The organism is Buttiauxella sp. S19-1 (assembly GCF_022134725.1).
Lineage (GTDB): Bacteria > Pseudomonadota > Gammaproteobacteria > Enterobacterales > Enterobacteriaceae > Buttiauxella > Buttiauxella ferragutiae.
The window spans coordinates 28,219-43,147 of the sequence record NZ_JAHWLU010000032.1 but is presented as its reverse complement, the minus strand read 5'-3'; the positions used below and the strand labels follow the sequence as shown (position 1 = coordinate 43,147).

The window sequence follows — 14,929 nt, the reverse complement described above, 5'->3', positions numbered from 1 at the left end:
GGTATGACGATTTGGCGCGGCCTGACGCTGGTGATTAACGATGGTGCGCCTATCGCGGGCTTTGACGCTGGTTATCGCTGGTGGGGGCGCGGGGATATTCTCGGCATATCTGTGCCGATCTGGATTTTCGCCATCGTTTCTATTCTTGGCTATCTGGCGCTGCATAAAACCCGCTGGGGCCGCTTTGTCTATGCGATTGGCGGCAACCCCGAAGCGGCGCGCCTGGCTGGAGTCAACGTCAAACGGGTACTGGTCAGCGTTTATGTGGTGATTGGTTGTCTGGCGGGGCTTGCCGGGTTTGTGCTCAGTGCGCGTCTGGGCAGTGCCGAAGCGGTGGCGGGTATCTCGTTTGAGCTGCGCGTGATTGCCTCGGTGGTGATTGGCGGCACCTCGTTGATGGGCGGCTACGGGCGCATCAGCGGCACGATTATCGGTGCCATCATCATGGGCATTCTGATTAACGGGCTGGTGCTGATGAACGTCTCGGCTTACTACCAGCAAATTATTACCGGTCTGATCATCGTACTGGCGGTAGCGTTTGATACCTACGCCAAGAGCCGTCGTGGCGCGATTTAATCCAGGAACACACTATGAAAAAAGTCAGGATTGGTTTAATCGGCACCGGTTATATCGGCAAAGCCCATGCGATTGCTTACGCCCAGGCACCGACCGTATTTGATTTGCGCGGCGAGTTGGTGCGCGAAATGGTGGCAGAAGTGACGCCTGAACTGGCCGCCACACGTGCCGCCGCTTTTGGATTTAACCGCTCAACCGGCAACTGGCGCGAGCTGGTGGCGGATCCAAATATTGACGTGGTGGATATTTGCTCACCGAACCATCTGCATAAAGAGATGGCGCTGGAGGCGATTCGCCACGGCAAACACGTTTACTCGGAAAAGCCGCTGGCGCTTAACGCCCGTGATGCCCGATTGATGGTCGATGCGGCGCATTGTGCCGGAGTGAAAACTCTCGTCGGCTTCAATTACATGAAAAACCCCACCGCGCAGCTGGCAAAACAGATTATCGAGCGCGGGGAAATTGGCGAGGTTATCCACTTTTACGGCACCCATAACGAAGACTATATGTCTGACCCGCTCGCGCCGATTCACTGGCACTGCTTCAAAGAGACGGCTGGCCTTGGGGCGCTTGGCGATCTCGCGGCGCATATCGTCAATATGGCGCAGTACCTGGTGGGGGATATCCAGCAAGTTTGTGGCGACCTGAAAACCGTGGTGCCACAGCGCCCGGCACAGGCAGGCAGCAGCGAGATGGTCGCCGTGGAAAACGAAGATCAGGCACACGCCATGGTGCGTTTTGAGGGCGGGGCGCAGGGTGTGATTGAAACCTCCCGCGTGGCTTGTGGGCGCAAAATGGGACTGACCTGGACGGTGACGGGAACCAAAGGCGCGATCACTTTTACCCAGGAGCGCATGGCAGAGCTGAAGCTGTATCTGCAAAGCGATCCTGAAGGCCGCCAGGGGTTCCGCACGCTGCTCGTCGGCCCGGCGCATCCTGACTACGGCGCGTTCTGTATGGGCGCGGGTCATGGCATTGGTTTTAACGATCAGAAAACCGTCGAAGTGCGTGATTTGATCGACGGGATCGCCGCTGACGCGCCAATGTGGCCGGACTTTGAAGAGGGCTGGAAGGTGTCGCGCATCCTCGATGCTATCGCCCTGTCTCACCAGAGTGGCCGCTGGGTAAACGTATCTGAAATTGTTTGAGGACGGAGCATGAAACAAAAGCAGTTAGATCTGATTTGCATGGGGCGAGTCGCGGTTGATCTCTACAGCCAGCAGATTGGCGCACGCCTCGAGGATGCCAGCAGTTTCGCCCGCTATTTGGGCGGTTCATCGGGGAATGTCGCTTACGGAACGGCACGACAGGGGCTGAAGTCGTCGATGCTGGCTCGCGTTGGCGACGAGCATATGGGGCGTTTTCTGCGTGAGGAACTGACGCAAGTCGGTTGTGATACCAGCCATCTGATTACCGATACCGAACGGCTCACCGCGCTGGTGCTGCTCGGTATCAAAGACCGGGACACCTTTCCGCTGATTTTCTACCGCGATAACTGCGCAGATATGGCGATTACCGCCAGTGATTTTAGCGAGGAGTACATTGCCTCAGCGCGCTGTCTTGCCATCACCGGAACCCATCTTTCCCATCCCGCGACCCGCGAGGCGGTGCTGACCGCGCTGAACTATGCGCGGCGCAACGAAGTGCGCACCGCACTGGATATTGACTACCGTCCGGTGCTCTGGGGGCTGACGGCGCTGGGCGATGGGGAAACGCGTTTTATCGCCGCCCAGCAAGTCACACAGCAACTGCAATCGGTGCTGCATCTGTTTGATGTGATTGTCGGCACGGAGGAAGAGTTCCACATTGCTGGCGGCTCGACTGACACACTTACTGCTCTGAAACAGGTGCGTGAAGTGAGCGGCGCAACGCTGGTGTGTAAGCGTGGTGCACAAGGCTGTTCAGTGTTTACCGGCCAGATCCCGGACTCGCTGGGCGGCGGCATTAATGTCACGGGCGTGCGGGTTGAAGTGCTGAATGTGCTGGGGGCGGGCGATGCGTTTATGTCCGGCCTGATGCGTGGTTATCTCAATGATGAAGGCTGGGAGCAGGCGTGTCGTTACGCGAACGCCTGTGGCGCACTGGTGGTTTCACGCCACGGTTGTGCGCCAGCCATGCCGAGCAAAGTGGAGCTTGATGACTATTTAGCCCGCGAACAGCAAGTGCCACGCCCCGATCTTGACGCGCGTCTGAATCATCTGCATCGCGTAACCACTCGCCGCCGGCAGTGGCCGGAACTGTGCGTAATGGCCTTTGATCATCGCAGTCAGCTTGAAGATATGGCATTGAGCTGCGGGGCAGATTTAAAGCGTATTCCGGCGCTTAAACAGCTGATTTTGCAGGCTAGCCGTGAGGCGGCAAAGTATGCCGAACTGGAAGGGAAAGCTGGTCTGTTGTGCGACGGGACTTTCGGCCAGGATGCACTGAATGCCATTACTGGCGAAGGCTGGTGGATTGGCCGCCCAATCGAGCTACCCGGTTCGCGCCCACTGGAGATGGAACACGGCAATATTGGCTCGCAGCTGATTAGCTGGCCGCAGGAACACATCGTCAAATGTCTGGTGTTCTTCCATCCGGAAGACGCTCACGCTTTGCGCCTTGAGCAAGAGCAAAAGGTGGCGGAGGTGTATCGCGCCTGCTGCCAGTCCGGCCATGAATTACTGCTGGAAGTGATTTTGCCCGCCGACATGCCGCGCAGCGATGACCTTTATTTGCGAGCGATCTCGCGCTTTTACAACCTCGGTATTTATCCGGACTGGTGGAAATTGCCGCCGCTTAGCAGCCAGGGATGGGAAGCCTTGAGCGAGCTGGTAGAAAAACGCGATCCGCATTGCCGTGGCGTCGTCATTCTTGGACTGGATGCGGCAGTGGAAGTGCTGCGCGCCGGATTTAATGCGGCGGCAGATTATCCGATTGTGAAAGGTTTTGCGGTAGGGCGCACCTTGTTTGGTGAAGCGTCGCAGGCCTGGTTAAAACGCGAGATTGATGATGCGCAACTGATTGCCCGCATCCGGGACAACTACCTGCGGTTGATAGCCTTATGGCGTGCACGCGGGCAGACACAATTCTAAGGAGAAGATCATGACTGTACATTTAGGCATTAACCCACTGACCTGGACCAATGACGACCTGCCTTCACTGGGTGCTGACACTTCGCTGGAGACTTGCCTGAGCGAAGGGAAAGAAGCCGGTTTTGCAGGCTTTGAACTGGGGAATAAATTCCCGCGTGAGGCGCGTATTCTGGGGCCAATTCTGGATAAGCATCAGCTGAAACTGGTTTCCGGCTGGTACTCGGGCCGCCTGCTGGAACGCTCCGTTGAAGAAGAAATTGAGGCGGTGCAGCCCCATTTAACGCTGCTGCGCGAACTGGGAGCGAAGGTGCTGGTGTTTGCTGAAGTCTCTGGTTGTATTCACGGTGAGCAGCAAACGCCGGTTCACCTGCGCCCGCGTTTCCCTGCTGAACGTTGGGCAGAATATGGCGAAAAGCTGACGGCTTTTGCGCGCTACACCCAACAACAGGGCGTACAAATTGCCTACCATCACCATATGGGAACAGTGATTGAGAGCGCTCAGGATGTGGATAACCTGATGACTCACACCGGGCCAGAAGTCGGTTTGTTGCTCGATACCGGTCACCTTACTTTTGCCGGGGCTTCGCCGCTGAAAGTCGCCGAGCGCTGGATTGAGCGCATCAATCATGTGCACTGCAAAGACGTGCGCGCTGACGTGCTGGCGGATGTTAAAAACCGCAAGACCAGTTTCCTCGATGCCGTGCTGAGTGGCGTTTTCACCGTACCGGGCGACGGTTGTGTGGATTACCCGCCGATTATGGCGCTGCTGAAAAAACAAGGTTACAGCGGCTGGCTGGTGGTGGAAGCGGAGCAAGATCCGGCGATCGCCCATCCGCTGACTTACGCACGCCTGGGCTACAACAACCTCAGCAAACTGGCGCGGGATGCCGGGCTGATTTAACTGTGCTGATTTAAGGAGTACCGATGTCCAGATTACTTTCGCGCTGGCAACAGCCAGACGAGCAGGGGCGTACGCAACACATTACGCCGCATACGGCAGGCTGGGGATATGTCGGTTTTGACGTTTATCAACTGCGTGAAGGGCAGCGCCTGGAATTGCCCGCAGTGGATGACGAGCGTTGCCTGGTGTTGGTGGCAGGACGCGCCACCATCGACACGCCTTATGCACGTTTCCCGGAAATTGGTGACCGTATGAGCCCGTTTGAGCGGCGTAAACCGTGGGCGGTGTATGTCACAAGCGGCGAAACGGTGCAAGTCGAAGCGCTGACCCAGCTTGAACTGGCGGTATGTTCGGCACCGGGTAAAGGCACGCACAAAACACGGCTTATCGCGCCGCAAGATATTGCTGCCGAGGCGCGGGGTAAAGGCCATAACCAGCGCTATGTGCATAATATTCTGCCGGAAGATAAAGCCGCCGACAGCTTGTTGGTTGTCGAGGTGTATACCAATGAAGGCTGCACCAGCTCTTATCCCAGCCATAAGCACGACACGGATAACCCGCCCAACGAAACCTATCTTGAGGAGACGTATTACCATCGCCTCAACCCGTCGCAGGGTTTCTGTATGCAGCGTGTGTATACCGATGACCGTTCACTGGACGAATGCATGGCGGTCTATGACAAAGACGTGGTGAAGGTGCCGAAGGGATATCATCCGGTGGCCACTATGGCGGGTTATGACAGCTATTATTTGAACGTGATGGCTGGGCCGGTTCGCAAGTGGATGTTTACCTGGGAGCAGGATCATGCCTGGGTAAATAGCGAGGAATATCAGGGGTAGACGCGGGTTTTAACTGAAAAGGGTGGATGCCATATAGCATCCACCTTTTTTTTAGGCTTTTAGTGCAGGATTTTCGCCAGGAAGTCTTTCGCTCGCTCAGACTGCGGATTGTTGAAGAAGTCTTCTTTATTGGAATCTTCGACAATCTTCCCTTCATCCATAAAGATCACGCGGTTCGCCACTTTACGGGCAAAGCCCATTTCGTGTGTCACCACCATCATGGTCATGCCTTCGTTTGCCAGTTCGACCATCACGTCCAGCACTTCGTTGATCATCTCGGGATCAAGTGCGGAAGTTGGTTCGTCAAACAGCATGGCAACCGGGTCCATACACAACGCGCGCGCAATCGCCACACGTTGCTGCTGGCCGCCGGAAAGCTGCGCCGGGAACTTATCGGCATGCGCCGTAAGCCCAACGCGCTCGAGCAACTTAAGCCCTTTTTTACGCGACTCTTCTTTGTTGCGTTTCAGCACTTTCACTTGTGCCAGCGTCAGGTTTTCAATAATCGACAGATGCGGGAAAAGCTCAAAATGTTGGAACACCATGCCAACGTGCGAGCGCAATTCAGCCAGATTGGTTTTCTTGTGGTTTACCTGCGTGCCGTTTACCACGATCTCGCCTTTTTGCACCGGTTCCAGACCGTTGACGGTTTTGATCAGTGTTGATTTACCGGAACCAGACGGCCCACAAACTACCACCACTTCGCCTTTTTTAACGCTCGTTGAGCAGTCGGTTAGCACCTGAAAGTGACCGTACCATTTAGAAACATTTTTCAGGGAAATCATTACACTGTCCTTTTCTTCAAGTAGGTAACCAACAGCGAAGCACTCAAACTGATGACGAAATACACCAAACCGGCAAACAGAATCATCTCAACCTGGGTTCCGTCGCGCTCGCCAATGGTGGTCGCGGTACGGAAGAAATCAGCCAGGCTTAATACATATACCAACGACGTATCCTGGAATAAGACGATGCCCTGGGTTAACAGTAACGGCACCATCGCGCGGAAGGCTTGTGGCAGGATAATCAGTTTCATTGACTGCCAGTGTGTCATCCCGAGCGCCAGCGCGGCATGAGACTGCCCGCGTGAAATGCTCTGAATACCGGCACGAATAATTTCGGAATAGTAGGCGGCTTCAAACATCGAGAAGGCGACCATCGCCGAAATCAGGCGGATGTCCGTCTGTGGCGAAAGCCCCAGTACTTTCTGTAAGAAACCCGGCACCACCAGATAGAACCACAGCAGCACCATCACCAGCGGGATAGAACGGAAAACGTTGACGTAGGCGCTGGCAAACCAGGCGATTGGCTTGATTGGCGACAGGCGCATCACTGCCAGCAAGGTTCCCCACACGATACCGATGACCACCGCAGTGACCGTGATTTTCAGGGTGATAATTAACCCCTGAATCAGGTATGGCATAGCGGGTAAAATTGAAGTCCAGTCAAAATCGTACATTATTTGCCTCCCATGTTGCCAGGCAGGCGAATTTTACGTTCAACCACATACATCACCAGCATAATCACGGCGTTAATCAGCACATAAGCAAGTGTGATGGCGGTAAAGGATTCGTAGGCGTGAGCAGAGTAGTCGAGCAATTTACCGGCTTGCGCGGCCATATCGACCAGGCCAATGGTTGATGCGATGGCCGAGTTCTTCACCAGGTTCATCATCTCAGAGGTCATTGGCGGCACAATCACGCGGTAGGCATTCGGCAGCAAAACATAACGATAGGCTTGCGGCAGGGTCAGCCCCATCGCGAGTGCCGCGTTTTTCTGCCCGCGAGGTAGCGATTGAATAGCAGCACGAACTTGTTCGCAGACACGAGCGGCGGTAAACAGACCGAGGCAAATCATCGACGAGAGGAAGAATTGTATATTCGGGTCAAGCTCAGACTTAAACCACATGCCGAGGTTTTCGGGCAGTAATTCCGGCACCACTAAGTACCAGGTAAAAAACTGCACGATAAGCGGCACATTACGGAATAACTCGACATACAGTGTGCCCATACCCGAAAGCCATTTATTCGGGACGGTACGCAAAATACCGAACAGTGAGCCGACAAAGAAAGCGATTATCCATGCGCAGATGGACAAGGCAACGGTGACCTGGAAGCCATTCCAGATCCAGCCCAGATAAGTGGTGTTGCCGAACGGGGCGGGCTGTAAAAATATTCCCCAGTTCCAGTCTATAGACATAACGTACTCCGAGAAAAAATTGAGGGTAGCACTAGCGCTACCCTCGAAGATTGATGAGAAGCTTGCACCCGTATTTCAGGTCGTTGCCTGAAATTTTGGGTACTTTCACGCCGGATGGGGAACGGCCATCCGACGCATAGTCTGTCCGAGCTTCAGTTCGTCAATCGAGAGGGCAAGGTCATCCCGGCCCCTGGTTCTATACCCGTCATCCTTCAAGCTGCAGGGGTGTTGGCTGCAACTCGAATGCTAACGGGTATGATTAATTAACTGCTTTATCGTTTGGTGTTTTGAACAAGGCTTTCATGTCGTCAGACAGCGCGAAGTTCATGTTGATGTTTTTCGGTGGGATTGGGTTCATGAACCACTTATCGAACCATTTAGCTGCTTCACCGGACGTTTGTGTCTGAGCAATGGTGTCATCCATCAGCTTTTTAAAATCAGCATCGTCTTTACGCAACATACAGCCGTACGCTTCGTGTGATTGCGGAGTGCCAACGATTTCCCAGTTATCCTGTTTCTTCGCTTTTGCACGCTCACCGGCTAACAGGGCATCATCCATCATAAAGGCGACAGCACGGCCACTTTCCAGGGTGCGGAACGAGTCACCGTGGTCTTTGGCGCTGATAATGCGCATGTCCATTTTCTTCTCTTCATTCAGCTTGTTAAGCAGAACTTCAGAAGTGGTACCGGAGGTCACAACCACCGCTTTGCCTTTCAGATCGGCAAAGTCTTTAATCTCGCCGCCTTTCTTAACCAGCAAACGAGTACCTACCACGAAGATAGTGTTGGAGAACGAGGCTTGTTTCTGGCGTTCCAGGTTATTGGTGGTTGAACCGCACTCAAAATCGAAAGTCCCGTTTTGCAGCAATGGAATACGGTTCTGAGAGGTAATCGGGATCAACTTAACTTGCAGGTCAGGTTTGTTGAGTTTTTTCTTTACCGCTTCAACGATGGCATTGGAATAAGCCTGTGAATAGCCGACCACTTTCTGTTGATTATCGTAGTAAGAGAAAGGAACGGAAGATTCACGGTGACCGACCACAATAACGCCATTAGCGGCAATCTTATCCAGAGTGCTTTGTTGAGCAGCAGGTTTCGCATCTTCAGCGTGCGCGATACCCGCGCCTAAACCCATAACCAGCAAAGCTGAGGCTAGTTTACGTAATTGCATGACCAACTCCTTTGTCCTAATGCCACAGGGCATTGATACCTGATGTGAATGTTATTTTGTTGTTGTGTGTTACTAAAACAGGGTGAAACTTGTTCTTTTGTTAACATTTAACATAGCTTGATGTAAAGAATTTGCTATCCAGATGTTTATTTTTGCGAAGTGCGCCGCACCGTTTAAAGGCAAAAATATCTCCTTGCACTACTTTAGTGCTCGTAATGTCATTGTTTGGTGCAGCTCAATGCTTCCTGCTACCCATAGGGTTTGGTTTCAGCATTTTGTTTGTTTCTAATGAGTAAATATTTGCAAAGGTTGTGCCAGAAATAAAAAAGGCCAGCAGTAGCTGGCCATTTTTAGGATGATGCGGGGTTAAAACTTGCGGCGAGAACGAAGAGCCAGCAGAACTGAGGCAAAGCCAAATATCAATGTCAGCCCCCACAGCGGCCAGTCACCGAAGCGCGCATACGGCGTAATACCGCGCGTTGGCGTGACCTTCGCTTCCAGCACTTCACGCGTAAACTGCGGGATGACTGCATCGACATCGCCATCAGCATTCACCACAGCAGTGATGCCGTTGTTAGTGCTGCGCAGCAGTGGACGACCCAATTCCAGCGAGCGCATGCGTGCCATCTGGAAATGCTGCCACGGGCCAATCGACTTACCGAACCACGCATCGTTGGAAATGGTCAGCAGGAAGTCTGTGTCCGGACGGAAGTTATCACGCACTTGTTCGCCAAGGATGATTTCATAACAGATAGCAGGCGTGAGCTTGATACCGTTGGCTGCAAGCTGTGGCTGTAAATACGGGCCACGGCTAAATGATGACATCGGCAAATCAAAGAACGGGGCCAGCGGGCGCAGAATGGATTCCAGCGGCACAAACTCACCAAACGGTACCAGGTGGTTTTTGTTGTACCGATCGGCGCTGTTGTAGCTGTACTGGTTACCTTCACCCAGCGTGATAATGGTGTTGTAGGTGTCGTAGCGGTTTTGTTTATTCAAACGCGCGTCAACAATACCGGTAATCAGCGAGCTGTGTTTAGAGCGCAGCAGGTCGTCCATCATCGTCAGGAATTGCTGCTGGTTTATCTCCAGATCCGGGATTGCCGATTCAGGCCAGATAATCAGCTGGGATTTACCCATCTGCGGCTGTGTTTTATCGAGGTAAATCTTCAGCGTATTCAGCAACTGGTTTTCATCCCATTTCAGGGATTGCGGAATATCGCCCTGAACCATCGCGACATCGACGGTGCGTTCAGGCTGCGGTTGATACCACTGAATTGAACGTAATGGCCACGGTAGCAGCAACAACGCAGCGGCAATGACCGCAGGACTCCAGTTGCGTTCATGCAGTGCATAAACCAACAAGCCGCTGATAACCATCAGCAGGAAGGTGATGCTTTCGACGCCAAGAATTGGCGCAATGCCTTTTAGCGGACCATCAATCTGGCTATAACCAAATTGCAGCCACGGGAAACCGGTTAATACCCAGCCGCGCAGGAATTCAGTGAGTTGCCATAGCATGGGTGCTGCAATAGCCACACGCCACCACGTCGTTTTCGGGCAGAGTTTACTGAGGAAACCGCCAAATAAGCCGGTATATAACGACAAGTAAGCGGCAAGCAAAACCACCAAAAAGATATTCACCGGGCCAGGCATACCACCAAATTGCGCGATACTGACATACACCCAGTTTATGCCTGAGCCAAATAGCCCCAGCCCCCAGAAGAAACCAATCCAGGCGCTTTGAATAGGACGGCGATTGAGAGTCAGCCCCTGAAGCCCAGCCAAAGAAAGAATGGCGGCAGGCCAGAAATCGTAAGGGGAGAAAGCCAGCGTTCCGCAGGCACCAAAAAGCAGCGCCAGCAACAGACGAACGCGCTGGCGTCGAAGGAGTAGGGCTATAGCCATCTTTAAATTAATCTTCCAGTTTCGGTTGTGGCGAGTCGTCCGGAATTCTGACATGAACCTGAATCACACGGCGGCTATCTGCCATCGCGACTTTAAACTGATAACCATCAATTTCAATGGTTTCGCCACGGGCAGGTAAGTGGCCAAAGGCCTGCATCACTAATCCACCAATGGTATCCACTTCGTCATCATTGAAATGGGTAGCGAAGGTGTCGTTGAAATCTTCGATTGAGGCCAAAGCACGGACCGTCCATGTATGGCGGCTTAGCTGGCGGAAATCGCTATCTTCTTCGTCGTCGTACTCATCTTCAATTTCCCCGACAATCAGTTCGAGAATATCTTCGATAGTCACAAGGCCGGAAACCCCGCCAAACTCATCAATCACAATCGCCATGTGGTAGCGCTGCTGACGAAACTCTTTCAGCATGCGGTCAACACGCTTACTTTCTGGCACAACAACGGCCTGACGTAACACTTTTTCCATGCTAAATGGCTCAGTATCGCTGCGCATAAACGGCAGCAGATCTTTGGCCATCAGAATCCCTTCGATATGATCTTTGTCTTCACTGATCACCGGGAAGCGGGAGTGTGCTGATTCGATGATCACATCGAGGCATTCGTCCAGCGTCTGGTTGTGTTTGAGCGTTACCATTTGCGAGCGAGGGATCATGATGTCGCGGACGCGTTGGTCGGCGATGTCCATCACGCCTTCGAGCATGTCGCGGGTATCCTGATCGATCAGATCGTTTTGCTCAGAATCACGGATGAGTGTCAGCAGATCGTCACGGTTTTTAGGTTCACCGTGGAATAGCTGGTTGAGAATCAGGGAAAAGAATCCCTTCTTACTGGCAGGCGTGTCACTGTTTTGTGAGTTGTCGTCGCTCATGGCGTTTGGTTTGAGGCCTCTCGATAATGAATTGATAACAGGCAGTTTAATCGTGCACTGCCTGCGGTTCTGCGCTCAGAAGGGTTAACCCTACAGAGACTATTCTTTCTCGGCAATGTACGGATCAGCATACCCAAGAGCAAGCATTATCTCTGTTTCCAGGGATTCCATCTCTTCGGCTTCCTCATCTTCAATATGATCATAGCCAAGCAGATGCAAACTACCGTGGATGACCATATGTGCCCAATGTGCATCCAGCGGTTTTTGCTGCTCTTTTGCTTCTTGTTCCACCACCTGACGGCAAATAATCAGGTCGCCCAGTAATGGAAGTTCAATGCCTGGCGGGGCTTCAAACGGGAACGAAAGCACGTTGGTGGATTTATCTTTCCCACGGTAAGTGAGGTTCAGATCGTGGCTCTCTGCATCATCCACCAGGCGAATCGTAACTTCTGATTCTTCCTGAAACTGTGGAATGACCGCATCAAGCCAGGTCTGAAATTGTTCTTCCGTTGGCAGGCCGCTTGCGTCTTCACACGCGACCTGTAAATCCAGTATTACCTGACTCATTTACTCTCCTGAGCGGCAGCATTGATTGCCATCGCTTCTCGCTTGCGCTCTGCTGCGAGTTCATCTTTACGAACCTGTTCGGCGTTTTCCCACGCTTCATAGGCATTCACAATGCGTGCCACCACCGGGTGGCGTACTACGTCTTCGCTGTTAAGGAAGTTAAAACTGATTTCATCGACTTCGGCCAGCACCTCAATGGCGTGGCGCAGGCCGGATTTCAGATTTTTTGGCAAATCGATTTGGGTGACATCACCAGTAATTACTGCTTTGGAGTTGAAGCCAATGCGCGTCAGGAACATCTTCATCTGTTCGATGGTGGTGTTCTGGCTTTCATCAAGAATGATGAAAGCATCGTTTAATGTACGCCCACGCATGTAGGCCAATGGTGCGACTTCAATAACATTGCGCTCCATTAGCTTTTCAACGCGCTCAAAACCGAGCATCTCAAACAGGGCGTCGTAAAGCGGACGCAAGTAAGGGTCGACTTTTTGGCTTAAATCGCCAGGCAGGAAGCCCAGTTTTTCACCGGCTTCGACGGCTGGGCGCGTCAGCAGAATACGACGGATATCTTGACGTTCCAGCGCATCCACTGCCGCAGCAACTGCGAGGTACGTTTTACCGGTACCAGCAGGGCCGACGCCAAAGGTGATGTCATGGTCGAGAATATTGGCGATGTATTGCGCCTGATTTGGCGTGCGTGGCTTGATAACGCCACGTTTGGTCTTGATATTGACCGCTTTGCCGTACTCAGGAACACTTTCGGCAGACTGTTCCAGGACGCGAATTTCTTTGATGGCGAGATGGATTTGTTCAGGGGTTATATCCTGAGTCTCACCGCGCATCGGTGCGGTATCAACGTACAGATTGCGCAGAATATCTGCCGCGGCGTTTACTAAAATCGGGCGACCCGTGAGCTTGAAGTGATAGTCGCGGCGGTTGATTTCGATCCCCAGCCGACGTTCAAGCTGCTTGATGTTGTCATCAAATGGGCCACACAGGCTTAGCAGACGCGCATTGTCTGCGGGTTCTAGCGTAATTTCACGTGTTTCGATATTCAAACTTATCCTCGGGGTCACTCTGGGCCAGTTGAAGGAGTTGCTGCATTAACGCAGGCCATAAAAAGATTATTTACGGCGAGTGAAGATGGTGCAAGCCTGGTTTTTGATATTTGGGTGGCTGATTCAGAATGCAAGTGCAAATACTGAAAATGCCCGTCGGTTCACGGCGTTAGTGAACCGACGGGCAAAGCAGGGAGGAATTAAGGCTGATAAATTCCAACGCCGATTTCATTTTCTTTACGAGTGCGGGCAATAACTGACTCCGGAGACTCGGCAATACGCAGGCCCATCTGGTCTTCGGTGCGCACGACTTTTCCGCGCAGTGAGTTGTTAGTAGCCACTTCAGTAATTTCGACATCGACAAATTTACCGACCATGTCCGGGGTGCCCGCAAAGTTGACGCCACGGTTGTGTTCGGAACGACCGGTCAGCTCCATAATGTTTCTGCGTGACGTGCCTTCAACCAGAATGCGTTGTGTGGTGCCAACCATTTTCCGGCTCAACTCCATTGCTTGCTGATTGATGCGGTCTTGCAGAATATACAGACGCTGTTTTTTCTCTTCTTCTGGCACGTCGTCAACCATATCGGCGGCGGGGGTGCCAGGGCGTGAGGAGAAGATGAAGCTGTAGCTGACGTCAAAATTCACATCGGCAATCACTTTCATGGTTTGCTCGAAGTCCTGCTGGGTTTCACCAGGGAAGCCAACGATAAAGTCAGAGCTAATCTGGATATCTGGACGGGCTGCGCGTAGCTTGCGAATCGTCGATTTGTATTCAAGAGCGGTATGGGTACGACCCATCAGGTTCAACACACGGTCTGAACCACTTTGAATCGGCAGATGCAGGAAACTCACCAGCTCAGGCGTATCGCGATAAACCTCGATGATATCGTCGGTGAATTCAATCGGGTGGCTGGTGGTAAAACGAATACGGTCAATACCGTCAATTGCCGCCACCAGGCGCAGCAGTTCTGCGAATGAACAGATACCGCCATCGAAAGTCGGCCCGCGGTAAGCATTCACGTTTTGGCCAAGCAGATTCACTTCACGCACGCCTTGCGCTGCGAGTTGTGCGATTTCAAACAGCACATCATCACACGGGCGGTTCACTTCCTCACCGCGGGTATAAGGCACCACGCAGTAAGTACAATACTTGTTACAGCCTTCCATAATAGAAACGAAAGCGGTCGGGCCATCGGCTTTTGGCTCTGGCAGACGGTCAAACTTTTCGATTTCCGGGAAACTGACGTCAACGATTGGGCTACGGTTGCCACTAACTTTGTTGATCATTTCCGGTAAGCGATGCAGGGTTTGCGGTCCGAAAACGATATCAACATAGTGCGCGCGACTGCGGATCAGCTTGCCTTCCTGGGAAGCAACGCAGCCGCCAACGCCGATAATGATATCGGGATTTTTGCGCTTTAAGAGTTTCCAACGGCCAAGCAGATGGAATACTTTTTCCTGGGCCTTTTCACGGATAGAGCAGGTATTGAGCAGCAATACGTCCGCTTCTTTTGGGTTATCCGTGAGGATATAGCCATGCGTGCTGTTCAGCAGATCGGCCATCTTCGATGAATCGTATTCGTTCATCTGACAGCCCCAGGTTTTGATATGGAGTTTTTTTGTCATCGACTTGCCATTGCTCAGTTAAAGCCAGGAATTCAGGCCGCGTATTGTAATGCTTTGGCCTTGATGTGACCAGCCTACGAAACCGGCGTAAAAATCCGGTAGAATCAGGATAGACAATTTAAGGA

14 protein-coding genes are annotated in these 14,929 nt (G+C 52.6%); 5 read left to right on the top strand and 9 right to left on the bottom strand.

What is annotated here, in order from left to right; translation table 11 throughout:
- The 5 genes from MES37_RS09915 to iolB form a co-directional block, all read left to right on the top strand.
- Positions 1 to 576 (top strand): ABC transporter permease (locus MES37_RS09915; RefSeq protein ID WP_237931219.1); only part of this gene is annotated, 576 nt, incomplete at its 5' end.
- A gap of 14 nt (positions 577 to 590) precedes the next feature.
- Positions 591 to 1,724, top strand: a complete 1,134-nt coding sequence (locus MES37_RS09910; protein ID WP_064548689.1) for a Gfo/Idh/MocA family protein — start codon at positions 591 to 593, stop codon at positions 1,722 to 1,724.
- A gap of 9 nt (positions 1,725 to 1,733) precedes the next feature.
- Positions 1,734 to 3,647: a bifunctional 5-dehydro-2-deoxygluconokinase/5-dehydro-2-deoxyphosphogluconate aldolase gene (locus MES37_RS09905; protein WP_237931217.1), complete on the top strand. Its 1,914-nt coding sequence runs from the start codon at positions 1,734 to 1,736 to the stop codon at positions 3,645 to 3,647.
- 10 nt (positions 3,648 to 3,657) lie between these two features.
- On the top strand, positions 3,658 to 4,548 hold the full coding sequence (gene iolE / locus MES37_RS09900) for a myo-inosose-2 dehydratase (RefSeq protein ID WP_121814112.1): 891 nt from the start codon (positions 3,658 to 3,660) through the stop codon (positions 4,546 to 4,548).
- 23 nt (positions 4,549 to 4,571) lie between these two features.
- A complete protein-coding gene (iolB, locus tag MES37_RS09895; protein ID WP_237931215.1) occupies positions 4,572 to 5,387 on the top strand; it encodes a 5-deoxy-glucuronate isomerase in 816 nt (271 codons plus the stop codon).
- 59 nt (positions 5,388 to 5,446) lie between these two features.
- Here iolB and MES37_RS09890 read toward each other — a convergent pair whose 3' ends face one another.
- The 9 genes from MES37_RS09890 to miaB all read right to left on the bottom strand — a co-directional run bounded on the left by MES37_RS09890 (position 5,447) and on the right by miaB (position 14,804).
- Positions 5,447 to 6,172 (bottom strand): amino acid ABC transporter ATP-binding protein, encoded by a 726-nt coding sequence (locus tag MES37_RS09890; protein WP_064548682.1) that lies wholly within the window; start codon positions 6,170 to 6,172, stop codon positions 5,447 to 5,449.
- Complete coding sequence (gene gltK, locus MES37_RS09885) at positions 6,172 to 6,846, bottom strand: glutamate/aspartate ABC transporter permease GltK (RefSeq protein ID WP_064548680.1); 675 nt, start codon at positions 6,844 to 6,846, stop codon at positions 6,172 to 6,174. Before gltK ends, MES37_RS09890 begins: the two co-directional genes overlap by 1 nt.
- A complete protein-coding gene (locus MES37_RS09880) occupies positions 6,846 to 7,586 on the bottom strand; it encodes an amino acid ABC transporter permease (RefSeq protein WP_064548679.1) in 741 nt (246 codons plus the stop codon). Before MES37_RS09880 ends, gltK begins: the two co-directional genes overlap by 1 nt.
- 259 nt (positions 7,587 to 7,845) lie before the next feature.
- Positions 7,846 to 8,757, bottom strand: coding sequence for an amino acid ABC transporter substrate-binding protein (locus MES37_RS09875; RefSeq protein WP_064548677.1), 912 nt, complete (start codon positions 8,755 to 8,757; stop codon positions 7,846 to 7,848).
- 366 nt (positions 8,758 to 9,123) lie between these two features.
- Entirely contained in the window at positions 9,124 to 10,665 is a 1,542-nt protein-coding gene (gene lnt / locus MES37_RS09870) for an apolipoprotein N-acyltransferase (protein ID WP_237931212.1), read from the bottom strand.
- 7 nt (positions 10,666 to 10,672) lie between these two features.
- Positions 10,673 to 11,551, bottom strand: a complete 879-nt coding sequence (gene corC / locus MES37_RS09865; RefSeq protein ID WP_064548673.1) for a CNNM family magnesium/cobalt transport protein CorC — start codon at positions 11,549 to 11,551, stop codon at positions 10,673 to 10,675.
- 99 nt (positions 11,552 to 11,650) lie between these two features.
- Positions 11,651 to 12,118: an rRNA maturation RNase YbeY gene (gene ybeY, locus MES37_RS09860; RefSeq protein WP_064548671.1), complete on the bottom strand. Its 468-nt coding sequence runs from the start codon at positions 12,116 to 12,118 to the stop codon at positions 11,651 to 11,653.
- On the bottom strand, positions 12,115 to 13,176 hold the full coding sequence (locus MES37_RS09855; RefSeq protein ID WP_162303007.1) for a PhoH family protein: 1,062 nt from the start codon (positions 13,174 to 13,176) through the stop codon (positions 12,115 to 12,117). Before MES37_RS09855 ends, ybeY begins: the two co-directional genes overlap by 4 nt.
- Before the next feature lie 200 nt (positions 13,177 to 13,376).
- The gene (miaB, locus tag MES37_RS09850; RefSeq protein WP_064548667.1) at positions 13,377 to 14,804 is read right to left on the bottom strand and encodes a tRNA (N6-isopentenyl adenosine(37)-C2)-methylthiotransferase MiaB; all 1,428 of its coding nucleotides are present in this window, start codon (positions 14,802 to 14,804) and stop codon (positions 13,377 to 13,379) included.
- Positions 14,805 to 14,929 lie beyond the last annotated feature (125 nt).

Excerpts from the sequence above, each read along its gene's own strand:
- MES37_RS09910 (WP_064548689.1), top strand. The coding sequence starts at position 591 with ATGAAAAAAGTCAGGATTGGTTTAATCGGCACCGGTTATATCGGCAAA.
- MES37_RS09905 (WP_237931217.1), top strand. The coding sequence starts at position 1,734 with ATGAAACAAAAGCAGTTAGATCTGATTTGCATGGGGCGAGTCGCGGTT.
- iolE (WP_121814112.1), top strand. The coding sequence starts at position 3,658 with ATGACTGTACATTTAGGCATTAACCCACTGACCTGGACCAATGACGAC.
- iolB (WP_237931215.1), top strand. The coding sequence starts at position 4,572 with ATGTCCAGATTACTTTCGCGCTGGCAACAGCCAGACGAGCAGGGGCGT.
- MES37_RS09890 (WP_064548682.1), bottom strand. The coding sequence starts at position 6,172 with ATGATTTCCCTGAAAAATGTTTCTAAATGGTACGGTCACTTTCAGGTG.
- gltK (WP_064548680.1), bottom strand. The coding sequence starts at position 6,846 with ATGTACGATTTTGACTGGACTTCAATTTTACCCGCTATGCCATACCTG.
- MES37_RS09880 (WP_064548679.1), bottom strand. The coding sequence starts at position 7,586 with ATGTCTATAGACTGGAACTGGGGAATATTTTTACAGCCCGCCCCGTTC.
- MES37_RS09875 (WP_064548677.1), bottom strand. The coding sequence starts at position 8,757 with ATGCAATTACGTAAACTAGCCTCAGCTTTGCTGGTTATGGGTTTAGGC.
- lnt (WP_237931212.1), bottom strand. The coding sequence starts at position 10,665 with ATGGCTATAGCCCTACTCCTTCGACGCCAGCGCGTTCGTCTGTTGCTG.
- corC (WP_064548673.1), bottom strand. The coding sequence starts at position 11,551 with ATGAGCGACGACAACTCACAAAACAGTGACACGCCTGCCAGTAAGAAG.
- ybeY (WP_064548671.1), bottom strand. The coding sequence starts at position 12,118 with ATGAGTCAGGTAATACTGGATTTACAGGTCGCGTGTGAAGACGCAAGC.
- miaB (WP_064548667.1), bottom strand. The coding sequence starts at position 14,804 with ATGACAAAAAAACTCCATATCAAAACCTGGGGCTGTCAGATGAACGAA.